The 25,115-nt window shown below is 45.9% G+C and carries 21 protein-coding genes and 2 tRNA genes; 14 read left to right on the top strand and 9 right to left on the bottom strand.

The window, feature by feature from the left end; translation table 11 throughout:
* Window positions 1–7 precede the first annotated feature (7 nt).
* Entirely contained in the window at window positions 8–523 is a 516-nt protein-coding gene (locus tag NDJ01_RS23715; protein WP_047009230.1) for an NUDIX hydrolase, read from the bottom strand.
* 268 nt (window positions 524–791) lie between these two features.
* Between NDJ01_RS23715 and NDJ01_RS23710 the strand changes: the two genes are divergently transcribed.
* The 6 genes from NDJ01_RS23710 (at window position 792) to dld (ending at window position 7,540) form a co-directional block, all read left to right on the top strand.
* On the top strand, window positions 792–2,453 hold the full coding sequence (locus tag NDJ01_RS23710) for an ATPase RavA domain-containing protein (RefSeq protein WP_005396405.1): 1,662 nt from the start codon (window positions 792–794) through the stop codon (window positions 2,451–2,453).
* Window positions 2,454–2,462: 9 nt separating this feature from the next.
* Window positions 2,463–3,917: an ATPase RavA stimulator ViaA gene (gene viaA / locus NDJ01_RS23705; RefSeq protein ID WP_012842207.1), complete on the top strand. Its 1,455-nt coding sequence runs from the start codon at window positions 2,463–2,465 to the stop codon at window positions 3,915–3,917.
* Between the two features lie 206 nt (window positions 3,918–4,123).
* A tRNA-Cys gene (locus NDJ01_RS23700) sits at window positions 4,124–4,197 on the top strand.
* 37 nt (window positions 4,198–4,234) lie between these two features.
* Window positions 4,235–4,310, top strand: a tRNA-Gly gene (locus NDJ01_RS23695).
* Window positions 4,311–4,546: 236 nt separating this feature from the next.
* Entirely contained in the window at window positions 4,547–5,449 is a 903-nt protein-coding gene (locus NDJ01_RS23690; protein ID WP_074189658.1) for a LysR family transcriptional regulator, read from the top strand.
* A gap of 384 nt (window positions 5,450–5,833) precedes the next feature.
* Window positions 5,834–7,540: a D-lactate dehydrogenase gene (gene dld / locus NDJ01_RS23685; RefSeq protein ID WP_258587474.1), complete on the top strand. Its 1,707-nt coding sequence runs from the start codon at window positions 5,834–5,836 to the stop codon at window positions 7,538–7,540.
* A gap of 60 nt (window positions 7,541–7,600) precedes the next feature.
* On the opposite strand, the gene NDJ01_RS23680 is transcribed toward dld, so the two are convergent.
* The 4 genes from NDJ01_RS23680 to NDJ01_RS23665 are packed head-to-tail and all read right to left on the bottom strand — an operon-like array spanning window position 7,601 to window position 10,144.
* Window positions 7,601–8,074 carry a GNAT family N-acetyltransferase gene (locus tag NDJ01_RS23680; protein ID WP_046875380.1) on the bottom strand — a complete coding sequence of 158 codons (474 nt, stop codon included), beginning with the start codon at window positions 8,072–8,074 and terminating at the stop codon, window positions 7,601–7,603.
* A complete protein-coding gene (locus tag NDJ01_RS23675) occupies window positions 8,067–8,795 on the bottom strand; it encodes an ornithine cyclodeaminase family protein (RefSeq protein WP_258587473.1) in 729 nt (242 codons plus the stop codon). The genes NDJ01_RS23680 and NDJ01_RS23675 overlap by 8 nt, the downstream gene beginning before the upstream one ends.
* A gap of 3 nt (window positions 8,796–8,798) precedes the next feature.
* On the bottom strand, window positions 8,799–8,990 hold the full coding sequence (locus NDJ01_RS23670; protein WP_258587472.1) for a hypothetical protein: 192 nt from the start codon (window positions 8,988–8,990) through the stop codon (window positions 8,799–8,801).
* A gap of 2 nt (window positions 8,991–8,992) precedes the next feature.
* Complete coding sequence (locus tag NDJ01_RS23665; protein ID WP_258587471.1) at window positions 8,993–10,144, bottom strand: alanine racemase; 1,152 nt, start codon at window positions 10,142–10,144, stop codon at window positions 8,993–8,995.
* Between the two features lie 112 nt (window positions 10,145–10,256).
* Between NDJ01_RS23665 and NDJ01_RS23660 the strand changes: the two genes are divergently transcribed.
* Window positions 10,257–11,168, top strand: a complete 912-nt coding sequence (locus NDJ01_RS23660) for a LysR family transcriptional regulator (protein WP_258587470.1) — start codon at window positions 10,257–10,259, stop codon at window positions 11,166–11,168.
* Window positions 11,169–11,255: 87 nt separating this feature from the next.
* Here NDJ01_RS23660 and NDJ01_RS23655 read toward each other — a convergent pair whose 3' ends face one another.
* From NDJ01_RS23655 to NDJ01_RS23640, 4 genes are all read right to left on the bottom strand, one after another.
* The gene (locus tag NDJ01_RS23655; RefSeq protein ID WP_258587469.1) at window positions 11,256–11,564 is read right to left on the bottom strand and encodes an AzlD family protein; all 309 of its coding nucleotides are present in this window, start codon (window positions 11,562–11,564) and stop codon (window positions 11,256–11,258) included.
* Window positions 11,561–12,292: an AzlC family ABC transporter permease gene (locus tag NDJ01_RS23650; RefSeq protein WP_031780544.1), complete on the bottom strand. Its 732-nt coding sequence runs from the start codon at window positions 12,290–12,292 to the stop codon at window positions 11,561–11,563. The genes NDJ01_RS23655 and NDJ01_RS23650 overlap by 4 nt, the downstream gene beginning before the upstream one ends.
* 321 nt (window positions 12,293–12,613) lie before the next feature.
* The gene (gene alr, locus NDJ01_RS23645; RefSeq protein ID WP_258587468.1) at window positions 12,614–13,843 is read right to left on the bottom strand and encodes an alanine racemase; all 1,230 of its coding nucleotides are present in this window, start codon (window positions 13,841–13,843) and stop codon (window positions 12,614–12,616) included.
* 189 nt (window positions 13,844–14,032) lie between these two features.
* Entirely contained in the window at window positions 14,033–15,664 is a 1,632-nt protein-coding gene (locus NDJ01_RS23640; protein WP_012842212.1) for a methyl-accepting chemotaxis protein, read from the bottom strand.
* An 830-nt stretch (window positions 15,665–16,494) separates the two neighbouring features.
* On the opposite strand from NDJ01_RS23640, the gene NDJ01_RS23635 reads away from it, so the two are divergent.
* The 7 genes from NDJ01_RS23635 (at window position 16,495) to NDJ01_RS23605 (ending at window position 24,993) form a co-directional block, all read left to right on the top strand.
* Window positions 16,495–19,281: a DNA-directed RNA polymerase gene (locus NDJ01_RS23635; protein WP_258587467.1), complete on the top strand. Its 2,787-nt coding sequence runs from the start codon at window positions 16,495–16,497 to the stop codon at window positions 19,279–19,281.
* A gap of 247 nt (window positions 19,282–19,528) precedes the next feature.
* The gene (locus NDJ01_RS23630; RefSeq protein WP_258587466.1) at window positions 19,529–20,194 is read left to right on the top strand and encodes a hypothetical protein; all 666 of its coding nucleotides are present in this window, start codon (window positions 19,529–19,531) and stop codon (window positions 20,192–20,194) included.
* Between the two features lie 35 nt (window positions 20,195–20,229).
* The gene (locus NDJ01_RS23625) at window positions 20,230–20,616 is read left to right on the top strand and encodes a RusA family crossover junction endodeoxyribonuclease (protein ID WP_258587465.1); all 387 of its coding nucleotides are present in this window, start codon (window positions 20,230–20,232) and stop codon (window positions 20,614–20,616) included.
* Window positions 20,541–20,894 carry an N-acetylmuramoyl-L-alanine amidase gene (locus NDJ01_RS23620; protein WP_089194109.1) on the top strand — a complete coding sequence of 118 codons (354 nt, stop codon included), beginning with the start codon at window positions 20,541–20,543 and terminating at the stop codon, window positions 20,892–20,894. Before NDJ01_RS23625 ends, NDJ01_RS23620 begins: the two co-directional genes overlap by 76 nt.
* A gap of 37 nt (window positions 20,895–20,931) precedes the next feature.
* A complete protein-coding gene (locus NDJ01_RS23615) occupies window positions 20,932–21,255 on the top strand; it encodes a helix-turn-helix domain-containing protein (RefSeq protein ID WP_042782765.1) in 324 nt (107 codons plus the stop codon).
* A 13-nt stretch (window positions 21,256–21,268) separates the two neighbouring features.
* The gene (locus NDJ01_RS23610) at window positions 21,269–22,927 is read left to right on the top strand and encodes a toprim domain-containing protein (RefSeq protein WP_029854552.1); all 1,659 of its coding nucleotides are present in this window, start codon (window positions 21,269–21,271) and stop codon (window positions 22,925–22,927) included.
* Window positions 22,927–24,993: a DNA polymerase gene (locus NDJ01_RS23605; protein ID WP_054394789.1), complete on the top strand. Its 2,067-nt coding sequence runs from the start codon at window positions 22,927–22,929 to the stop codon at window positions 24,991–24,993. The genes NDJ01_RS23610 and NDJ01_RS23605 overlap by 1 nt, the downstream gene beginning before the upstream one ends.
* Window positions 24,994–25,115: the final 122 nt, after the last annotated feature.

Below are 25,115 nucleotides of genomic sequence, written 5' to 3'. Positions count from 1 at the left end.
CAAAGTCCTAAATATATCCGCAAAGGCGCGCTTTGCTTAAACAAGCGATCGTTTTGGCATCGGTAATTGTGCCATCAATAATCTTGTCTTCGAGTTGTTGGAGTGACAAGGTAACAACCTCAATCACTTCATCTTCATCACATTCGTAACGGTTGGTTTGGCTGAGCTTCTCAGCAACAAATAGGTACTGTATCTCATCACAAAATCCGGCAAGGGGAGTGACTTGCCCGAGAGAGGTGAATTTTTCTGCACTATAGCCCGTTTCTTCTTCTAGCTCTCTTTTCGCGCAGCAGAGAGGGTCTTCATTGCCTTCTCGTGTACCAGCAGGAAGCTCCAAAAGCCATTTATTAAGTGAAGGGCGAAATTGATGGACAAGGACTACCTCACCTTCCGTTGTAATAGGGAGAATCACCGCAGCGCCCGGATGATGGATTGTGGTGTGCGTAATTGCCTGTCCTGTAGGAAGCATAACCTCTTCTTCAATCAGAGAAATTTGCTTCCATTTATGAATTATTTTGCTCATGCAGTTATTAACCCTAGCTGTTACCGCATTTTGACGTTTTTCGACATTAACCACAAATGGTGGGAAACAAAAGCAAAAAATATTGCAACACGACGAAAGCGTTTGCACTTTCAGTGAGCTGTATCTCATAAATGGAAACTTTGATTGCTTGCTAAAGAAGGGGGTAAGCATCTGCTATAAGGGGAATTCAACAAAATACATTTGTAACAAAGCTATAACAAGTGTATAAAAATGTTAACGCAATACCAGTTCAGCAGCCGGAGAACGTATGACACAAACCTTATTTGCCTCAAATGCCGAAAAAGCGCTTCTCTCAGAACGAATCAACAAGTTGGCTAAAGCGTTAACGGATGGCGTTTATGAACGCGAACATACCATCAAGCTCTGCCTCCTTGCGGCACTTGCTGGTGAAAGTGTTTTTCTTTTAGGCCCACCTGGCATTGCAAAAAGCTTAATTGCCAAGCGACTTATCCAAGCGTTCGATAATAGCAGTTACTTTGAATACCTGATGACTCGATTCTCAACACCTGAAGAAGTTTTTGGGCCACTGAGTATTCAAGAACTCAAAGATAACGGTCGTTATGTTCGCTTAACTAAAGGGTATTTGCCAACCGCACAAGTCGTATTTTTAGATGAAATCTGGAAAGCGGGCCCCGCCATTCTGAATACATTACTGACAGTGGTCAATGAGAAAACGTTCAAAAATGGCAGCGATATTGAGCGTGTGCCAATGCGTTTGTTGGTATCGGCTTCCAATGAACTGCCAGATGAAGACAGCGGTTTGGATGCACTCTATGACCGCATGTTGGTGCGCGTGTTTGTGAATCGAATTCAGAATAAACAAAACTTTAAGTCGATGTTGACGGTAGGCACGTCACAAGAGGCACAAGTGCCAGAAGGGCTAGCAATAACAGATGAAGAATATCATCAATGGCAACAGCAGCTCGACAAGCTGACTTTAACCGATAATGCATTCGAGAAGCTTTTCCAGCTTAAAACGATGTTAGAAAGCAAAGTCGAAGCTCAGTTTGGCGATGTCGCTAATACCGACATGTATGTGTCTGACCGCCGCTGGAAGAAAGCCGTGAAATTGCTAAAAGCGAGCGCGTTTTTTAATGGCCGCGATGAAATCAACCCACTTGATCTACTGTTGCTGCAAGATTGTTTATGGAACAGCCCTGAATCGCGAGACGTGGTACGCGAAGTGGTCCAAGAGTTCGCCCTAAAACATGCATTTGACCAACAAGACGCCGAACAGGAAATTGAATACTGTCGCGAGTCTTTGGTCGATGTTCAGCATGAGCTTGAAGATGCCTACCGCATGACGTTAACGTCTGAAGCGGCAACGGGTATTTTGCGCAAAGAAACCATGCGTTTTGATACCTCTAAAGCTAAGACCTACAAAGTTGGCGCAGCCGTTAACTTAGTTAAACTGGTTATTTTGCAAAGCAACATGTCGGTTTCAGAGTCAGAGAAAGGCGATAGCCGCTGGGTTTACGTGCCAAAAGATGAACTAGACCGAGTCATCAAAGAGGGACACGGTGATGTGTATGGCTACGTCAATCAAAACACCAACATGTGTCGTTTACGATTTGATGTTGATGCCGCAAATAACCTAGTTATCCGTGATATCGCAAACCGAGGCATTCTGGTGAGCTTAGTGACTCAAGAGGGCTTGGATGTAGAGCTTTACCAAAAGTGGTTAACGCAGAGTGAAAAAGCCGTAAATCAACTCAGTGAAGCAGAGCACCATATGCGCAAGGTAAAAGCAAATTTCCATGATGCGCTTCCGCATAGCTTTGTTGATCCTGAACTACCACGCCTAATGGAGTCGAGTCTGCAGCAGGTCAGTCAGAGACTTGAGTCTATCCAAGCTGAAAGCGAGAAAGTTATTCAACGCTTTAAAAACTTACATCAGTTTTTCTCATAAGGAGACGACATGCTAGGTGCAGACGGACTTAACCTCGCGCTGATGGTAGCCGACTCTGGCATCATCGATAGTGCAGTTAATGATTTAATGGCGCGTTCACAAGTCATGATGATGGCAGAAAACCGAGGCGTTAAATCTTCAGTCAAAGGCCACTTATTAAAGTGGAGGGGCAGTGTTAAAAAACGGATTACCAAGGTATGTGAGACAGAGCGTTTCCAACAAGAGCTGTCTTTATATCAAGAAGTCATTCACTGGGATGAAGAGGCGTTTTTCGAAAACATCGAAGATGTGATTAAAAAGCTTGAGTGGCACTCCGCTTTTTATATGCAGGCTCGCCGAATGATGGAGAAGAACAAGGGGATGAATAATCCCATGTTCCCACATTACTTCTGTGATCAATGGTACCAAAGTCTAGCCGATGCGATTAAGCAAGCGCAAGTAAGCGAGCTTGAGGCCAATAAAGAGAAAGTGCTGAATGACCTGTATCAGCGTATGGAGACCATGCGTAATATGGATAAGGTCACGGAGTCGGGTGATGCTGAAAGTGTAGGGCGCTTATGGGATATGGCATCTGCCAAGTTGAGCAAAACTGACTTAACAGTGATGAAACGCCATGCGGAGTTTCTGAAGAAGCACCAAGGCTTGCAAGAAATAGCCGAGCAACTTGGCCGTATGGCGGGGCAAGTGAATGATCCCGAACTTAACCGCGCGCCTACTGAAGAGCTACAAATGATCGAAGAGAAGAGTGATGAAGCGACAGATGATATTGTCGGCATTCACGAAAGCGATGATTTAAATAAGCTACTTCCCAACGAAACGATGTTTTTGGCGTATCCTGAACTCGAGGTCGTGTTCTATAAACACTTAGTCGATAAACGACTTATGAACTACCGTACACAAGGCAAATCGCGCACGTTACGTAAAGTTAAAGCTCACCGACCTGACAACAAAGCGGTAGATATCGAAAAAGGACCGTTTATTGTGTGTGTGGACGCGTCCGGCTCCATGAGCGGGTTTCCTGAGCAATGCGCCAAAGCCATGGCTTATGCTCTGATGCAAATCGCATTAGCGGAGCAACGTGACTGCTATGTCATTATTTTTTCGACGGAACACATTACGTACGAGCTAACCAAACAAGATGGTCTGCGCGAGGCGGCGGACTTTTTAACTTATAGCTTCCATGGTGGTACAGACTTAGAGCCAACTTTGATCAAATCTATCGACTTGATGAGCGGTGATAAGTACAAAAATGCCGATATGGTGGTCATTTCCGACTTTATCGCGCCAAAACAACAAGACGAGTTGCTTGCCAAAGTGGATGCGCTTAAAGCGAAGAAAAACCGTTTTCACGCGATCAGCCTATCTAAATACGGAAACCCAGCATTGATGTCGATGTTTGATCACACGTGGTCTTATCATCCTAATGTTGTGGGCAGGTTGCTTAAACGGGTCGGTAATTATTAAGTGAAATTGAAATTCTATTGAGTAAAACGTACAGAAAGCTAGATTTATATTGCTTCGTTTTAAGCCGATAAGATCGAACTTTGGTCTAATTGGCTTAAAAGAAATCAAACAAACAGAAAATGAAAGATTTTTGTTTGACTATCTTCTCTCAATCCGTAAAGTAGCCACCAACGCAACGGGGAAGAGCCCTGAAGCGAAGTAAAAAAGGCGCCTTGGCAGAGTGGCTATGCAGCGGATTGCAAATCCGTGGACCTCGGTTCGACTCCGGGAGGCGCCTCCATTATTCTTTTGAGAGTGAATGGCTTTCGAGAAGCAATGCGACACTAGCTCAGTTGGTAGAGCGCAACCTTGCCAAGGTTGAGGTCACGAGTTCGAACCTCGTGTGTCGCTCCAAATTATTCAGATATGGCAATTGCGATATCTCGATGCCAAGCGCATCAACTTAAAACCAGCGAAAGCTGGTTTTTTTGTATCTGAATATTGATAAATTTACGCCATCTCAATTTCTTGAACTGTTGGTATAACCCTTGTTTCTTTCGCGAGTTATGCTGTTAAGTGTGATCCGATATTTCGTAGATTGACCAATATCCGTTTACAATGTCGGTCTCCAAAGGATTTGACGAAGACGCATGAGAAATACCGACGATTACATCATTTTCTATCACCTGATCGAGCAAGGCTCATTCAGTGCTGCTGCAAGACACATGTCATTGACCAAATCGGTTGTCAGTAAACGCATCGCCAAGCTTGAGCAAGAGCTTGGTGTACAGCTTCTTTACCGAACAACGCGAACGTTAACGTTGACGGAGGCAGGGCGAGCGTTCTTTACTCATGCAAAAGCCGTTTATCAAGCGGTGGCAACGGCAGAAGAATCCATTGTGGGGTTGGGTAAGAATTTATCTGGAAACATTAAAGTTTCTGTACCCACTATCTCTGGTGAGTTAATTCTTCCTCAAGTGATCAATGAGTTTAATCAGAAATACCCTGACATCAACATCGACATGGATCTAGATAATCGTTTTGTCGATATCGTGAATGAACGCTTTGATTTGGCCATTCGAACGGGAATTTTGCCAGATTCTAGCCTAATCGCAAGAAAGCTGGTGGATGCCAATTGGATTGTTTGTGCTTCACCTCAATACCTTGCTAAACATGGCATTCCTAAGCAACCTCAAGCCTTGGATAAGCACAATTGTTTGGTTTATTCCTACCAAGAAACCGGGGCGCGTGAGTGGGCGTTTAAAGAGGGAGACGAGGTATATCAAATCACCGTCGACGGTAACCTCTGTACCAACAACTCTTCGGTATTGAGAAACGTCGCACTGTTGGGGCAGGGAATCATCTATGTGCCACGTGTCTTGGTTTATGAAGACTTAAAGCAAGGCCGCCTGATTCAACTGTTCAAAGACGAAACCGCCAAATGTTTGGGTATTTATGCAGTGTATCCTTACACTCGTCAACAGCCAGAAAAAATTAAGATCTTCATTGATCATCTATACACCAGCTTTCAAAGTCAAAATCATCGATTTTAAGACAATAACTCAACACCAATCGTTATGTTGGTGTTGAGTTATTGTTTCCATCTTCATTTCTAAAAATTCTTATAAATTTAGAAGCTTAAGCTTTCTCCTTGTTTTATCACTAATATTGATAACAAGATGCTGCGCACAACTGTTAACAAATGGTTTTGCTATTGTTTCTTTTAAGAAACGGTCTGTTTCTTGCGTTAAACTTTCCGAATGTGAAAGATAAGTGACAGAAAAATAAAAGAATTATTTTGTTTGTTGTCTGTTGGCTAAGTGTTGCTCGCCTGCCTGACATAGACGCCGATAAATGGACTGCTTATAGTGGCTCAAACGCCCATTACCGTCACTAAACGGTGATGTGAGCGAAGTACAATAACGAGAGATACGGATATGAAACAAAAGCAGCTGATTGACGAATTTAAAACTATCGTTGGGGAAGAAAATGTCCTAACCGACGAGGTTAAAACAAAATACTACCGCTCAGGTTTTCGCTCAGGTAGTGGCACTGCGCTTGCTATCGTGTTTCCTAATACTCTTGTAGAACAATGGAAGATCATTAAACAGTGCGTTGAAGCAAACTGCATTATTATTATGCAGGCTGCCAAAACAGGTTTAACAGAAGGCTCAGCTCCAAGTGGTAATGATTATGACCGTGATGTGGTTGTGATCAATATTACCAAAATCAAGAAGATTCACTTATTAGATGGCGGTAAGCAGGCGGTATGCTTGCCTGGTGCAAGTTTGCACTCATTGGAAAAAGAATTAAAGGCGGTGAACCGAGCGCCGCACTCTATCATCGGTTCTTCATCATTAGGTGCCACTGTGGTTGGTGGTATCGCCAATAACTCAGGCGGTGCGTTAGTCAAGCGTGGTCCTGCTTACACCGAACTGGCGATCTATGCGCAGGTCGATAAGCAAGGCCAATTACACCTGGTTAACCACCTTGGCATTGAAGGGTTAGGTGAAACGCCAGAAGAAATTCTGACAAACCTGCAAGAAGGAAACTTTGACCCAGCGAAGATCATTCATGACGAGCGAATGGCATCAGACAAAGAATACGATGAACGTGTTCGAGACGTGACTTCTGACATTCCTTCTCGCTTTAATGCCGATGAACGTCGATTATTTGAAGCCAGTGGCTGCGCTGGCAAATTGGGTGTTTTCGCCGTTCGAGTTGATAGCTACCCAGTACCCGAAAAAGAGCAGGTTTTTTACCTTGGCACCAATGATCCTGCGAAACTGACGAAGCTGCGAAAAGATTTCTTATCTACGTTTGAGAACTTGCCTGAGATGGGAGAATACTTGCATCGAGATATCTTCAACATGGCAGAGAAGTACGGCAAAGATGTCTTCTTATCCATCGACTTATTAGGCACAGATAAGCTGCCAAGAATGTTTGCACTTAAAGCTAAAGTAGAAAATTTCTTAGAGCGCGTCCCGTTTGTTAGTAAATACCTGCCGGATACCATTTTGTACTACGCGAGTAAGTTGTTCCCACAACATTTACCAGAACGAATGCTGGATTTCCGCGACAAGTATGAGCATCACCTGGTATTAAAAATGAGTGATAGTGGTATTGCTGAGGCACAAAAATACCTCAAAGAAGTTTGGGCTGTTGAAGATGACTGTGATTTCTTCGAGTGTACGCCGGAAGAGGGTAAAAAAGCTTATTTACATCGCTTTGCAGCCGCTGGTGCAGCAATTCGGTACGAGACGATTCATCGAAAAGACGTAGAAGACATCGTTGCACTTGATATCGCATTGCGACGTAATGATGAAGAGTGGCTAGAAACTTTACCAGAAGAGGTGAGTAAGAACCTTGTTCAAGCGCTCTATTATGGTCACTTTATGTGTTATGTATTCCATCAAGATTACATTTTCAAAAAAGGGACCGACACGAAGTTGATGAAAAAGCTGATGCTAGAACACCTCAATAACCGTGGTGCTAAATACCCAGCAGAACATAATGTGGGTCACTTGTACGAAGCTGAAAACTCGCTGCAGAAGTTTTACCACGAGTTAGATCCAACGAACACCTTTAACCCTGGTATTGGCAAAATGGACAAATATAAGCGCAATTGTAACTGCTGTGCATAAGCATTGAATATTCATCAAGTCAACCTGGTGGAACACTATATGGCCGACCAGGTTGGCTTTTTACTCTTTGACGCTAAAAATCAACTCTATTTCATCATCAAGTCTTCTTCCTGTTGGGGTAAAACCAAGCTTTTGGTAAATATGGAGAGCATTCCCTTCCTCTTTATCCATTGTGGTCAGGGACACGCCTTGTAAACCGATAATGGAAGCGTATCGCTTGCTAAAGTTAATCGCTTGATTTCCCAATCCCTTTCCTTGAAAACGATGGTCAATCATGACGCGCCACACGTACAAATGATCCTTTTGAAAGTGATCATCGAACTTGTCGAGTAGTCTTGGATCGATAAGAGAGATGAGCCCTGCTGGCTTGTCGTCTAAATAAATGCCGTAACTGACGCTATCGTCGTTGAAACTCGCCTCTGCAAGCCATTCTGCGTTATTAGCAATGAGATGTTTTTGGGACTCTTCCACGGAGAGGTCGATAATGTCATCGATGGTGTTACCGTTTATTTTTAAAAAGCTAACGTTATTCATGGTAATCTTCCTTGGATAGGTATTTATCTAAAACCATTTGCGCAACATAAAGATCTTGATAGGCAATTCCTGAGCTATCAAAAATAGTAATGTCGTTTTTGTTCCTTTCTTTTAATTGAAGCTTGTCACCGATCTGATAGATCTCTTTATCTGGCGCATGCTGGAACTCACCAATCGTTTTGGACTGAGATAAATAGTCACAGTAGAGGGTGGCGTTCTCAAATAGCGATGGTGGAAGTTCCTGTTTTCCTATTTTATCTGCTCCCATTGCAGAAATATGAGTTCCAGGTTTTACCCATGAAGATTCAAACAAAGGAGCGGTGGACGCTGTAACGGTAACAATAATATCTGCGCTTTCACAGGCTTCTTGAGCGGATTTGATGTCTGTTGTTAACCCTTCTTTGCTTAGCTCTTGCGCTAATTGGTTGGCGTTAGTCTGATTTCTTCCAACAATCAGGACTTTAGATAGATTCCTAACTTTTGAAATGGCAAGCGCTTCGTATTTAGCTTGATGACCTGTGCCAAATAACGCGAGTACAGATGAATCTTGTCTCGCCAGTAGATCAACAGCGATGGCATCAGCTGCTGCAGTTCGGTAGGCATTGACCAAACTTGCTGACAAAATGACTTTCATTTCCCCCGTATCCGGTGAAAGAAGAAAGATATGAGTACCATGGTTCGATCGCCCAGACTGATTATTGCAAGGCCAATAGCTTCCCATTTTTCAACCAAGTAATTGGTTTGTGCATGCTGATTTGAGTGAAAACATTGAGCCTTCGATCGGGCCTGATGCGTTAACGACCGGAAATATTGATGAGTGCTGATCTTGTACTGAAGAAAATGCCGCTTTGACCGCTTTGTATGCCAGCTCGTGAGAAATTAACGCTGCTGTCGTTTTTTCATCTAGATAAATCATGTTTACCATCCTGAAATACGTTGCCATTGCTCAATTTGACCCTCTACCAAGTCAAAGACATGGTATTTACTGTGCATCGCGCTTGTAGAGCATGCATGATTTGGGACGATGTGTACTCTAGAACCAATGGGAAAACATTCGAAGTCGATCTCGCTTCCAGAAGCCGCTTCGAGTATGCCGTGCTCTTGATTTACCTGCACGACTTTCAGTGGTTGATTCTCTTGGCCATTCGGTTGGAGAACCACGCCATAACATTGTTCGTCATGGCCTTTATCTAAAGAAAGAGCCATCCAACCAGCATCAACAAATATTTGCCCCCTCGATTTGCTGTGTCCAATAACACTGCTTACTACTGAGATTGCGATGTCGTTTAAGGTACACACTCCAAGCCGATGCATCACTAAGTCAAACAACGAATAGACGCCAGCTCTGACTTCTGTGATTCCACTTGTGTTTGTGTATGAGCATGCTGTCGGGGTAGAACCCACGCTGACTATTTCGCAGTAAATCCCAACCGACTCGAGGCGTTTCGCTGCAAGTTGTGCAGTCGCTACTTCATTACAGGCGGATTGGTTTAATGCTTCTCGAGACTTACAGTGGTAAGACTCACCTGCGTGGAGCATCACCCCTTTAAAATCGGCCAACCCCTTATCTAAGCTCTTAGCCATTGCAATTAGGGCTTCGGAATCTGCACTTACACCACCTCGGTGTCCGTCGCAATCAATCTCTATCAGGCAGCTAATGACACACCCACGTTCTTGACAGTAGGTGTTAACGAAATCGACTTGTTCCATGCTATCAAGTAAAACCACAATACTCATACCGCGTTTCAGTAGCAGTTCGACTCGCAATAGCTTTTCTTTTGATATGCCAACAGCATAGAGAATGTTTTTACAACCATAACTGGCAAGCTGTTCTGCTTCTTCAAGGGTGGATACAGTGATTGGGTCCTCTATAGAGTCAATTAAGTAAGGAAGCGCATCTAACGATTTTACTGTCTTAAAGTGGGGCCTTAGTGGTGTGCCTAGTTTCGACATATGGCTGCGCATTTGAGTAAGGTTGCTCAAAAATTTTTGTTTGTCCAAATAGAGAAATGGTGTGCCAATAGCATTGTATTGTTTTTCTAAATTAGGGTGTTCTGTATGCTTAATCATTTCATTTACCTAAGCTTGCAAAGTGAAATTAACTATTGATGAAATGATTATGAAGTAGGAAGAAGTTGAATTATATTAACAAAAATCTACTTATACATTAGGTTGGAAGTTAATGTTAACGACAGAAGATATTCGATTTCTTGTGGTAGTTTCTAACCATAGAACATTGGCAGATGCGGCTCGTGCGCTCAATATAACGCCTCCATCAGTCACTCAGCGTATTCAACATATCGAAAAGAAGCTATCGCTTAAGTTACTTCAACGGCCTTCGCGCATAGTTAGCTTAACAGAAGAAGGGCGCGTTTTAGTCGATACAGGTAGTTCTATCCTTGAGGATTTGGATGAACTCACCGATAAACTCAATGAAAGCAGAGGGGATGTCAGTGGTCGTCTAAGAGTATTGGCGCCCCTTGGCTTTGGCAACGATGTGATAGCCCCTTTATTAGGTGAGTATAAAAAAGCTCATCCGCGCCTAGAAGTGGAGCTAGAGTTATCAGATAAGCCAAACTGGGCCAACCATCATAAATGGGACATTATCATCTACATTGGTCACCTGGCGGATTCCAGCCTTAAGATGGTGAGTTTAGCCCCAAACAAGCGCTTTGTTTGCGCTTCGCCGGAGTATTTATCACGTTATGGACAGCCTGAAACTCCGCAAGATCTTAAGAAGCATCAATGTATTGCGTTGAGAGAAAATAATGAAGATGTCACGTTGTGGAGCTTTACTCATACAGTCTCAGGAGCCATAGAAAATGTTCGAATTCGTCCTTCACTTGCAAGTAATGAGGGCAGAGTGATTAAAGACTGGGCCTTAAGAGACTTAGGGATCATCATGCGATCTGAATGGGATATTCAGTCACAGATTGATAGTGGTAAATTAGTACGATTATTACCAGATTACGAGCTTCCAAATGCCGATATTGTTGCCCTCGTGAGTTCTGCTGCGCATGAGAGGTCAGCGCGAGTCACTGGCTTTTTATCTCTACTAAAAGAGCAATGCCAAAAAGCACCGTGGTTAAGTTGAGACTAAGTTGTTATGGTTAGTTTATAAGGCTCGGTTAAGCTCACAATCGAAGAGTGTGAGCTTAAGTAATTATCTAGCTGAGGACGGTTAAAGAGCGCGTACCGCGGCGGCTGCGATGATGCCAGCTGCAATTGCGGGCAGAGGCTTTTTCACGATGAACATGACGACAGCAGTAGAAAAAAGTGCTGCTCTAGCACCGTTATCACCCTCTACTGCTAGCGGAGCTAAAAGGGCAACCAATACGGAACCTGACATCGCAGTAATGAAACGTTGAACCCGTTCGCTAATTGGAATGAATGACATGACAAACACTCCGCCCCAGCGGGTTATGAGCGTGACTAACGCCATAGCGATGATGATAAGCAGTGTGCCACCTACGCTCGTTTCGATGTTCATGCTTTTTTCTCCTTCCAACAAGCACCTAAGACTCCACCAGTAATGGCGCCAACTACTACGTGGCTATTCTCTGGTAAATACCAGTACGCCAACATAGAAGAGGCTGCTGCTGTGGCCCAAATCGCAAAGATTCTTAAGTCTTTCGGCCCTGCCACCACCATAGACAGCAGGAAGCATCCCATAACCATATCGAGTCCGAGGCTCACCGGGTCTTTGATTGCGTTACCAAAATAAATGCCGATCCAGGTGCCGACAATCCAAAACGACCACATCGCTAAGCCGCCGCCAACAAGCAAACCAAAACCTGGTTCTTTTCTACCAAATGCATTGAGTGCCATTGCCCAGTTTGCGTCTGATGCTACCAGCATTACACCGTAACGTTTTGTCGGTGGGAGTTGTCGTAACCATGGATAAAGCGTAGCGCCCATCAAGAGGTGACGAGCATTAATAGCAAATACAGTAATAAGCACTGGAATCAGAGGTACTTCTGCTCCCCACATTTCTAGCGTGGCAAATTGTGAAGCACCAGCGAAGACCAGTGTGCTCATCAACATAGTGGGAAATACATCTAACCCTGTTTGTACGGCGGCAACACCGAATGCGAGGCCAAATATGACCACAAACATGGACAGAGGTAAAAGTTGGGTGAAACCGTTCCACACGTCGACCCGAGTAAATTCGTGCAACTCAGATGAGGAACGCTGAAGATGTTGAGTATTTTCTGTCATAGAGATACCTAGCCAGCAGGCAAAAAGGGCAGTGCCATATGAATGCGTTTGTTATTCTTTTGTAAACTTCATGTTTAACATCAATTGAAAGGGCTTTCAAACACTAAGTGCTATATAAAAAACAAGTATACCTGAACGATTTTAAGGTGAAGGGTTTAGAGGGTTTGTCACTTGCTAGGGCTCAAGGAAAGTAACGCAACGCAAATAGCAAGCTCTGTTCAATTGAGAAGAGCACGGATTGCTACAAGATTATAAGTATATGAGTAGGAAAGCGAGCACGAGGCTCGCTTTTTCGTTCTGTTACGAATAACTGAAAAGGGTTTATTTTACGTAGACACGAGGGTTCGCAGCACCCCAAACCGTGTATAGTTCTGGGAAGATGACCTCTGCATGTTTTTCCATTTCTGCTGCCGAAATCGTTTTGCCTTGCTGAGAGCCAAACAGTACAACTTCAGAACCAGGCTCAACATCTTTGATACCTGTAATATCAACCATGGTGGTGTTCATTGAAGCCACACCTGCCACTTTTGCTCGTTGGCCATTGATCAGTACTTCTGCCGTATTGCCCATTTTTCGTGGGTAGCCATCAGAGTAACCAACAGGAATGTTCGCCATTAGGCTTTCTTTGCTCGTTTTGTAGCTGCTGTCGTAACCGACAGTGCTATTTTTTGGCAGATGGTGAACGGATGCCACGCGTGTTTTGAAAGACACGATAGAAGGGTACTCAGGGTTGGTTGGCAGATCACCGTATAAAACGCCACCAGGACGAACCATATCAAGCTGTGCTTCAGGAACATTAAGTGCAGTGTAAGAGTTGGCCACGTGCAGCAAAATATCTTCGCGTTTTAGGCCCGCTTCTTTAATCAGCCATGCAGAGCTGTCTTTGAACGAAGATAACTTTTGACGAACTTCGTCTGCATTGTAGTTAGGGAAATGAGTCATGATGCCAACAATATTAACGCCAGCTTGTTGAGCGATTTCTAGCGCTTCTTGCTTGCCCGCTTTTGTCGTCATATCAACGCCATTACGTCCCATACCACCGTCGTTAAGAGCAAGGTGAACTTTGATTTCTTTACCCGCTTTCTCTGCTAGCTTAGACAGTACTTTGGCTTGCTCTGCAGTGCCAATCAGCTCTTCAATATTTAAGTCGATTGCAGCTTCGATCTCGCCAATATCCGCCGAACGTACACGCATAAGTTGACCTTTAAAGCCACTGTCACGAACGGTCTGTGCTTCAGCGTTACTTGCAACGGCAACGCAAGAAATTTGTTGTTCGATAATGGTTGGCATCAGGCCCGCGATGCCATTACCGTATGCGTCGGCTTTCATCACGGCGCAGATTTTCGTTTTGCCATCCATGTGCGATTTAAACTGCTCAATATTATCGCGGAATTGACCTAAGTTTATTTCCAGCCAAGCGTTAGCGCCTTGAACTTGTTCTGCTTTTACTACAGTGTTGCTAATTTGAAGAGGGGCAGCAGTAGCTTGCATCGCAGGAGCAACGGTTGCAGCAGCGATAGTCAGTGATAGTAAGGTTTTATTTAAGCGCATAAAGTCTCCGTACGCGTTTTTTGTATTGGTTATGTTATTGAGTACTTGGGGAAAGTACCTGACGAAGTAAAACGCTCCAAGTAGTGCTTTGGAGCGTTTTTGAAGATCATGATTCAATATACCTCAGTGATTGCACTCAATTTGTGCAAATCGAGGTTGATTCAATATCAACTAAGGTATCAACTGAGTTTAACTCAGTTTAAAGCGGCTCATTACATCTTTAAGAGAAATTGACAGCTGGCTTAGCTCACGACAAGCCTGTGCGGTTTGCTCTGAGCCCTGTGATACTTCTTGAGATGCCAAGTGTATGTTTTCAATGCTACGGTTAAGCTCTTCTGCAACAGAGTCTTGCTGGTTACAAGCCGTGGCAATTTGGGTGCCCATGTCTGAGATATCAGAAATCGAGTGTTCAATGTCGCTCATCAGCTGTTTTGATTGAATGCCTTGCTCTGCACATTCTGAGATACTGGTTCTAGAAAGTTCTGTCGCAGATTTCGCGTCTTTTGCAAGCGATTGTAGCTGTTCAATGATCGACGTAATTTCGCTGGTTGAATCTTGCGTACGGCCTGCAAGCGTTCGAACCTCGTCCGCAACCACGGCAAAACCGCGACCAGACTCACCAGCACGCGCAGCTTCAATGGCTGCATTAAGAGCAAGTAGGTTGGTTTGATCGGCAATGTCACGGATAACATCAACAATAACGTTAATTTTATTCGATTGCTGTTCAAGCTCTGCCACAGTATCGCCCGCAGCACCAATTACGTTTGAAACTTCATGAATCGCGTCAACCATGCCTTGCGTTTCACGAACACCGTGTTGTGTACGACGGTTTGCTTCGTTAGCTTGGTTCGCTGAATCTTCAGTATTACGTGCAACATCGGCTACTGCTGCTTTCATTTCTGTCATTGCCGTAGCAATGTGTGTAATTTGCAGTTGTTGATCCTTCATACCAGATGCAGAAATATCGGAGATTTGATTCATCTCTTCTACTGCACTGCTTAACTGTGTGACCGCAGCAATCACGTTGTCGATAACTTGGCGCAAGTCATCTTGCATCTTAGTGGTCGCATCTGCCAGCTCACCTAGCTCGTCATTGCCGATGGCTTTACGATCGATGTCGTTTGATAGGTCACCTGTTGCGATGGCATTTGCTTGCTCGACAACAAGTTTTAGTGGGCCACAGATAAGGCGTGTCAGCACGTACGTCATGCCTACCATGATAAGTAGAATAATCACGTTGCTCGCAATTGACGAGTTACTCAATCCATTTACAGAAGAAAGAATATGAGTTTTGTTACTGTCCATAGCATTTTTAAGTAGACGGATCAGTTCACCGAGCTCAGAGTCAACCGCTTCGAAAGCAGGTAAAGAGTTCGCCAAAATAGGGTGGGCCTTGCTTTTGTCGTTGGCTAGCATCGCTTCGTTGTACTGATCCATAGTAACCAAGTACTTTTTCCACTGACGCATAAGGCGCTGGTAAGTTTGTTGCTCTTCACCAGGCCAAATCGTTTCACCGTAAGAATCGAGCTCTTTGCTGATCTTTTCACGTTCGCGAATGTTGCTGGCAATTTTGTTTCTGATTTGGTCTGCGTCTTCATAAGTGTATGTCGCAAACTGAGCACGGCGCCAGCGAGACAAGTGATCTCGGATCGAATCTACTCTTTCCATAGCAGGAAGCGTATCATCGGTATAGTTTAAAAGCTCAGATTTAATGCTTTTGAGCTCTGTAGATAAAAACACGCCAAACGCAATGTTGACGATGGCAATGAGTAAAAACGATAGCGATATCTTTTTCGCTATAGAAAGATTCTTGATAGACATTAGTGATATACCTTGTTTTTCTTATGGTGTGTCGCCAAAGTAAACCACGTCCTTATATGTGATATATGTCCATTAAATTACTGCAACGAGTGTAAGCTATCATTATTTATTGATATTTTCGATAATGAATTGAGCTTTTTTTGAAAATAAAAAATGTCAATGATTTTATAAAGGTACGACCACATTCGATGCAAAGTTATCGGTAACAAAATATGATATTTCGTGTGAAATAGTGCCAAGAGTAGGGGCTCCAATTGTTACAGATGTTACAGAACTGAAGAGAGTGGTGACTACGATCCGCGTTAGTCAGGCGTTTACAAGCTAAGCCGTTACGGGCATCAACATGTGTGTGACTTAGAGTTGATGAAAGCTAACGAGTATTTCTTGGCCTAATTGAATGCCAATTGTACCGTCTGGATCGCTTTTTAAGCACTTAAATCAAAAAGATAAAATTTATTGTTGACCAGATAAATTAATCCGTTAAAGTACGCCTCGTTCTCACGGCAAAGGTCGCTGAGACAGATGGTGTCTAACCCATCGCATGATTGCGTTGCCCTGGTGGTGGAATTGGTAGACACAAGGGATTTAAAAGCCCTTCGAGTATACCCATAAGGGATTTACTCTCACATGTGACTTTGTAAAGGCTGACTTAGAAAACTCTAGGTCGGCCTTTTTTTCGTCCCTACAAAACCACATGTGATAACAATTTGCTTGTGGTTTTCGGATTTTAGTCACAGGTCTCTTTTTTGAATTACGACTGCCTATAAGCAGCGTGAATTACGACTGCCTATAAGGCGGCAGCCGCAAGAGACCAATGAGAGGAAATTCTGATGACCTACTACAAAGACACCTTCCAAGCAACTGCACACGAAATTCGTTATGAGCGTCCTGAACCAGAAGTCCTAGGCATTGAGTTTGCCGAAGGCTTTACTCGTGAAGACTACGTAGAGCAAATCGAGCGTGAATATGAGGCTCGTGAAAAGGCTTACGCTCGTGAGATGGCTAAGTTCCACAAAGCGATGAACGAGGGGACAGAGCACGAGACGACTCTAGGTAAAGGCTTAATCGGTAAGAACATCAACACACTAGCCGAAGCTATGCGCAAGATTGCCTCAGAATCGAGCCGTGGGCGTCCTACAGCGTTGAAACGATTCTTGACAGAGGTATATGGCAACTACGAGCAAATCGCCGTACACACGCTTGAGGGCTGCGTTAAAGGCATGACTGACGTGCGTCCTCTAACAGACGTAGCGATTGACATCATCATCGGTATTGAAGACGAAATGAACTTCGCAATCCTAGAGCGTCTACACGGAGGTATTGCCAAAGCAACTCAAGCTCGCATGTCTACTAAGCGAGACATCAAGCATCGCCGTGAATCCCTAAAGTGGGCGGTGAAATACCAAGCAGAGATGGACTGGGTACGTCTAAGCGTTGAGGAACGTGTCCACTATGGTCACGCTCTCATCGTGCTTGCTACGACTGAGCTAGGCTGGTTTAAGGCCGCTCGTCGTCGTGACCAATCAACAGGCCATAACCGTGATTACCTTATCGCTCAAGACAACTTTATGTGGCTACTTGAGGAAGCACAGCAAGAGCTTGCTCGTCTAGCTCGTCCATCATATGCACCTATGGTAGTACCACCTCGTAAGTGGTCGCCTGAGACTGTGCGTCGTGGTGCATATATCACGCCTGCGTCTAAGCCTCTATCCATGATTAAGACCCAAAACAAAGCTTACCTACGTGAGCTACAAACAGCAGGCATGGAGAAGGTATATGACGCACTAAACCGTATCCAAGAGACACCTGTACGCATCAACAAGACTATCCTTAACTGGCTAGAGACCTTCATTGAGCAACAACTACCATGGGCGATGGACATCGACCTACCTGCAATGCACAAGCTAGACATCAAGGACTACACACCTGTTAAGCCAGAAGGTTTGGCTGATGATGACTACCGCGTGAAAGAGTACCAAGCAGCTTGTCGTGAGTTCTATGTAATGGAAGCGACTGAGCGCGCTAAGTTCAGCGCTATGCTCAGCGTCCTAGAGATGGCTCGTGGCGTTGCACATAAAGACCGCTTCTTTGTGCCATGGCAAGGTGATACTCGTATGCGTGTTTACCCTGTGTCTAAGCTTAACTTCCAAGGTGCAGACTATGTGAAAGCACTGTGTCAGTTCGCTGACGGCGTAGCTCTAGGTAAGCACGGCATGAAGTGGCTAATGATTCACATGGCAAACCTAATGGGCGTCGACAAAGTAACCTTTGAGGAGCGCGTTAAGTGGGTTGAGGCTCACAAAGAGCAAATCATTGCGCTTGCTAAAGACCCTCGTGACTGCCGTGACTTCCTTATGTCTGCGGATAAGCCAATGCAAGCTATCGCGTGTGCGACGGAGTTAGCTGAGGCGTGGAGCATGAAGAACCCAGAGGAGTTTGTATCCTACATTCCAATTGCCCTAGACGGCTCTTGTTCTGGTCTACAGATACTAGGAGCTGCACTACGTTGCGAGAAGACTGGCGAACATGTGAACTTAATCCCTGCGGGGAGGGTTGCTGACATCTATCGTGTTGTATCCGATATAGTCACAAGTGAGTTTAAGTCAATGGTGGAAGGGTGTGAATCCAAGGAAGACGCAGAGGCTCTAGCGACTGAGAAGGCGCTTGAAGTCTACCTTGAAGCACACGACGGCGATGCGTCTAACTTCGAGAAAGCCCTAGAGCTGGCTAAGGCTCACGCTATCCGTGAAGACAAAGAGAAGGGCATTGAGAAGGAGGCAGGTTACATCACTGAGATGCGCAAGGTTTACCGTTCTTACACTGAGGCTTACGCATGGCTTCAATTCGGTATCGACCGTGGCACAGTGAAACGTAACGTAATGACTTACTGCTATGGCTCTGCGCAGTTTGGCTTCAAAGAGCAGTGCATGGAAGACATCATTCATCCTGCTTACATGGAGTACAAACAGAAGAAGAACCGTGGCGAGGACGCTGTGTGGCACTTCCATGGCAATGGCTCAGCAGCAGCCGCTCTCATGGCTAAACATGCTTATGCAGCCGTTAAACGTACTGTGCTACGTGCAGCTCAAGCAATGGACTGGATGCAAAAGGCAGCGTATCTAATCGCTCAAGACAATGCGCCTGTCCGTTGGACTACGCCTCTAGGCTTCCCTGTACTTCAAGAGTACCGTGTGACTAAAGAGCAAGTGGTGAACTGCATCACTCTAGGTCAGCGTCGTCAATTGCATGTTCGCATCGACACACTGGACTACGACAAGAACAAAGCGAAGAACTCAATCGCTCCTAACGTCGTACATAGCCTCGACTCTTGCCACTTGCAGTCACTTGTGAATATGGCTTATGAGAAGCATGGTATTAAACACTTCGCTCTCATCCATGACTCATTTGGTACTCATGCAGGTAACACAGAGGTCTTCTTTAAAGTGATTCGTGAAGCGATGGTAGAGATGTTTGAGAACACAGACGTCTTCGCTGAGCTTGAGCAAGAGTTCAAACTACAGTGCAACCCTGAGAAGCACGACAAGTTCTTGACTCTGCCTGAGTACGGCAACCTAGATCTACACGGTATCATTGAGTCCGACTTTGCGTTTGCGTAACCGATATACTCACATGTGACTTGAATGCTCTAGTGCCTTTATGGTGCTAGGGCTTTTTGTCGTGCCTGTTAATTACGACTGCCTATAAGAGACAAAGACTACTTTAAGTCCGGCTTTAAGCCTGCTCTCAGCTCAATTCTATTAATTACGACTGCCTATAAGAGAGGAAGCTTTAAGATAACTCTAAGACAAACTTAAAGACCTCTCTAAGTCAACTTAATACCAACTTAAAGAGGAAACCAAATCTATGGCAAAACAAGCTAACAAACGTCCCCTAGTAACTCTGCCTGTGGGTATTGCACAGTTCCCATGGCTAAACAAACCAGACACCCTATACGACAAGAACGGCGCTTACAAGACAGACCTAGTAGTTAACCCAGACGACAGCGATGTGAAAGAGGTTGTCGCTCAACTTGAAGACATCCTTCGTGACTACTGGCAAAACGAGAAGGGCGGTAAAGGTGAGATGGTCGACATCCTACTTGAGAAGGACGGTAAGTTCTTCTTCCGCGTTAAGCAATCGTCGTTCGAGTACCAAGGCGAAACAATCCTACCTAAGCCTATCTTCTACGATGCTCGTGGTCGTCGCATGGTGAAAGAGCCTCAAATCTATGGTGGCTCAGAGATTGCCCTAAGCGTCGAAGTGTGGCCTTACAGCCGCACAGAGACTGTCCGTGAGAATGGCAAGCGCGTCACCATCGAGACTCATGGCCTGACCCTTAAACCTAAAGCTGTCCAAGTGATTAGCTTAGCGGCTAAAGGTGAAGCAGGCGCACCATCGGCTGACCACTTCGGCTTTGCGTCGCATGAAGGAGGCTATGAGTACGACGAAGACGACGTTCGTCACTTTGAAGAACCTGACGATGCAGACGAGCAGCACGGCGCATCTGACGACGACGCAGGTAACTTCTAATAGTCCAGCACGACATCAACATTGACGTCAAACCTATGTCCACGAACGACATGTACCAAGGCGTAAAGGTCAAATCTGCGGCCTATCGTCGTTGGGAAATGCAGGTCGCTCGTGGCCTTCCTGATTTAGAACTGCCTAAAGATAAGCGCTTAGCGGTGCATGCAATCGTCCGTTACAGCAACAAAGCCTCAGACCTAGACAATTGCTGCAAGTCCATGCTTGACGTGCTCCAGAAGCGCTACAAGTTCGACGATAAAAACGTCTACGTCTTGAAGCTATACAAGGTCATCGTTCCGAAAGGACAGGAAGGACTGACGCTCAAGATAACTGAATTAGAGGAAACCAAATGGCAAAAGTTCGTAAACGAGAAACTACTGCCCATATTGCAGTCGTTTTTACCAAAACTGGCAGTCAAGTTCTAAGCGACTGGGATGTGGTCTTAGCTGACCGCAAGCGCGGCGTTCTAGGACACGGCGCTCACCACTTAATCCTACGCGATGGGGACAACTACCCAACTCGTGACTATGAGGTCTACGGCAACGTGGAGCTTGAGCACGATGGTTACAACGACGACTCAGTGTTCATTCGCATTGTAGGCGATGAGAACAACATGACGACCGCACAGTGTGATGCGTTGGAGGAAGTCATTACTGAGCTTCAAGAGAAGTACCCAGACGCAGAAGTGGTGTACCTGAATTAAAACTGCCTATTAGTAATAACACTCGAAGGAGTCACAAGTGAGTAAAGTTACACAAGCGAAACAAGTTATCGAGCATGTAGCAAAGTACGGCTCTATCAACTCCATCGAGGCGATTCGTCACTACGGCATTACACGTTTGAGTGCCGTGGTGTACAGCCTCAAGAACACTCAACACGCCCTTAAAGAGGGTACACGCGACGGCAAGTTTACCGTCTATGTGCCTGACTTCGACGCCCGTCTAGGTGCGCTTAAAGCCGCTCAAGAAGTGGAACTACGCGATGCCAAGACTGGCGCAGACGCAGCACGTATCTCAGCGCATTACACGGCGCTATTCATGAAAGTCCATCAACAAATGAAGTAGGAGGTCGGCAGGTATGCACGACGAAGAAAGCGTATTACTAGCGCGAGGTTTGCCTTGCGATGACTGTGGGTCTTCGGACGCACGAGCCGAGTATTCAGACGGTCATTCCTACTGCTACGCATGTCCACCTGAGACAGCCTACAAACGAGGTAATGGTAAACCTATGTCTTCTAGTGCATCCAATGTAGTCACAAGTGACTTTAAACCACTACACGGTGAATACCGCGCCTTACCTAAACGAGCCATCTCTGAGGAGACAGCTAAGCGTTTCGGCTATCGGGTAGGCGAGGCGTGGCATCCCGAACACAAGCGCGTGGAGATTGCGCATATCTGTGACGTTAAGACTGAGGACGGCAAGTACATCGCTCAGAAGTGCCGCTTCGCAGACAAGGCGTTCAGTGTCAACGGCAAGATCTCCAAGGGCACACTCATCGGTATGCACCTGTTTAGCGGTGGGCGTCGTCTAGTCATCTCCGAAGGTGAGATTGACATGATGTCCATCTCTCAAATGCAGGGCAATAAGTATCCCGTCGTCTCTCTACCTAATGGCGTTCAGTCAGCTAAGACACATCTCCTTGCTTGCATCGACTACTTGAAGAAGTTCGAGGAGGTAGTCCTTGCGTTTGACATGGACGACGTAGGCCAAGACTCCGCTCAAAAGGCGGCTGAGGCATTGGCTGGCGTTGTCAACATCAAGATAGCCAAGTACGAGCTTAAAGACGCTAACGAGATGCTTCTAGCAGGCAAGACGTCTGAGATGGTGCAGGCACTGTGGAACGCAGAGGTCTACACACCGGACGGCCTACTGGACGTTGACGACATCCTTGAAACCCTCTTTGAGGATGACAACGAGCAAGGCTTACCGTGGAAACACAAAGGCATGAACCGCACGTCGAACGGTCGCTTCTATGGCGAGGTTCACACACTAGGTGCAGGTACAGGTCTAGGTAAGACCACGCTTCTCTTAGAGCAGGCTGACTACGACGTCACTGTGCTCAAGCAGAAGGTCGGCTTGTTCATGGTTGAGAACGACCCTAAAGAGGTTCTTCGTTCTATCTGTGGCAAGCATGACGGCAGGCTCTACCACGTTCGCAATACCGAAGACTACACGATGCACGAGGCTATTCGTCAAACCGCGCAGCTCTACCGTGGAGACCTTTATATCTACGACAACTGGGGCTTGTGTGAGTGGGACGCAATCAAGGCGAAGATAGTCTACCTAGTCTCGCTTGGCTTCCGTGTCTTCTACGTCGACCACTTGACCGCATTGGCAACTGGCGCAGAGAAGGACGAGAAGGCTGAGATTGAGCGCATCATGGCTGACATCGCGTCTCTAGCTCAACGTCATCAAATCCTCATCCACCTTGTGTCGCACCTATCGACTCCTGAGAAAGGCAGTCATGAGGAGGGCGCACGAGTAGCAATCAAGCACTTCAAAGGCTCTCGTTCTATCGGCTTCTGGTCACACGCAATGTACGGCCTTGAGCGTAACCAACAAGCGGAGTCCTTAGAAGAACGTCTCATCACCACTGTACGACAACTCAAACGGCGCGGCTTCGGCTCTGGCGTCGGTGGCGTCACACGCCTTCGTTACGTGGCTGAACAAGACAAGTCCTACGAAATGCACGGCGACGAGCCGAGCTTCAAAGACCACGAGAAGGAACAATTCTAATGGCATTCAAACTACGCGAGTATCAAGCTCTAAAGATACTATGGGACTACGTTAAGTACGGTAAAACCAAAGCGCGTATCTTAGCGTTCGACATCGAGACCAACGGCTTGCTTTCAACAGTGAGCCGTTTTCATACTGCGGTCTGCGAAGACCTAGTCACTGGTGAAGTCCGTGAGTACCGTCCTCATCAATACCATGAGCTTCTGAAAGACCTCGTAGAGGCAGACGTCCTAGTCGCACATAACGGCATCAACTACGACGTCCCTGCATTGAAGAAACTGTTTCCGTTCTGGGACATTCCACCAACCAAAGTCATCGACACGTTGGTTCTATCTCGCCTCCTATTCGCAGACATCAAAGACCGCGATATGGCAGGTATCCGTCGCTGGCGTCTACGCGAGCAAGGGCATGAAGTCACTGGTTGGGTTCTACCTCCTAAGCTACTTGGCTCTCATAGCTTGAAGGCTTGGGGTTATCGCTTGCAAGAGTACAAAGGCGACTACGGTGAGCAGGAAGACGCATGGGCTGAGTTCTCAGAAGACATGCTTATCTACTGCCGCCAAGACGTTACCGTCACCATCAAGCTTATCCGTCGTCTGATGCAAGAGTTCCCAGAAGCAAGCTTTAAGGCAATGCAACTGGAACATGAGATTCAGTGGCTGATGTCTCAGCAAGAACGTAATGGCTTCAAGTTCAACGTTGCGAAGGCTGAGCAGCTTTACTTCAAGCTACTAGGCGACCGCGAGACGATTCGCCAGAAGCTAGTCGACAAGTTTGGCACTTGGTACGCATCGAATGGCGTTACGACTCCTAAGCGTTCTATGAACCGCATGGGTATGTCTTACACGGCAGGTGCGCCTTACACCAAGTTGAAGGAAGTGACCTTTAACCCTGCATCGCGTGACCACTGTGCGAAGGTTCTGGCTGAGGCCGGAGTTATCTTCACTGAGTTCACCGACGGCGGTACTAAGCCGAAGATTGACGAAGACGTATTGAAGCACATCGACTTACCAGAAGCACAGATGCTTAACGAGTTCTTCATGCTCAATAAGCGCATCGGTCAGATTGCAGAAGGTAAGCAAGCGTGGTTACGCCTAGTTACACCGGAAGGTTTTATCCATGGTTCTATTAACCCTAATGGCGCTGTTACTGGTCGCGCAACCCATTCTTTTCCTAACATCGCTCAAGTCCCAGCAGGACGAGCACCATACGGACAAGAGTGTCGTGAGTGCTTTACTGTACCGGACGGTTGGGTACTGCTTGGTAGTGACGCTTCTGGTTTGGAGCTGCGCTGCTTAGGCAACCGCATGTTCCCATGGGACAAGGGCGCTTACAACAAAGTCATCCTTGAGGGCGACATCCACTGGGAGAATGCTCAATCAGCAGGCTTTGTGGAGCGTGGCGTCCTACGTGACAAACACAATCCAGACCATGAGCTGCGTCGTGGTAAGGCGAAGACATTTATCTATGCCTTCCTTTACGGCGGCGGTGATGAGCTTATCGGTATGCAAGTCGGCTATACCCACGAGGAATACCTAGCGTGGAAGGAAGCTGGCGCACATATCCCAATCATCAAGCAGCTTGAGCGTCGTGGTGAGCGTTGGACTCGTGAACGTGTCTGCTACATCTTGAAAGGCAAAGAGGTTAAGAAGAAGTTCCTAGAGGGGCTTCCTGCTCTCGATAAGCTAATCAAGAAGTGCAAGAAGGCAGCTAAGGACGACGGTTATGTCGTTGGCTTAGATGGACGCAAAGTCTTCTGCCGCTCTCAACACTCAGCTCTAAACACTCAACTCCAATCAGACGGCGCTCTCATCTGCAAAATGTGGTGCGTCGTAGTCGACCAAATGATGCAAGAACGTGGCTACAAGCATGGCTTCGATGGTGACTATGCGTTCTGCGCATGGGTACACGATGAGGTGCAAGTAGCTTGTCGCTCAGAAGACATTGCGAAAGAGCTAGGCCAAATCTGCAAAGACGCAATGCACTTCGTTGAGAACTACTACTCAGTTGACTGTCCTCTCGACGCTGAGTTCGACATCGGCTCATCTTGGTTCGAAACACACTAATCCTCTCTGGCGGTATTTACGACTGCCTATAAGACAGACCAAACGAGGCTCTATGTCTCTCTTACCAACTTTTCTAACGTTCGGCGTGGGGCTTGTCCTCTGGCATCTCTGCGCCTCGTGGA

Source organism: Vibrio sp. HS-50-1, from assembly GCF_024747315.1.
In the GTDB taxonomy this organism is placed as follows: domain Bacteria; phylum Pseudomonadota; class Gammaproteobacteria; order Enterobacterales; family Vibrionaceae; genus Vibrio; species Vibrio diabolicus.
This window is presented reverse-complemented; position numbering and strand designations above follow the sequence as displayed.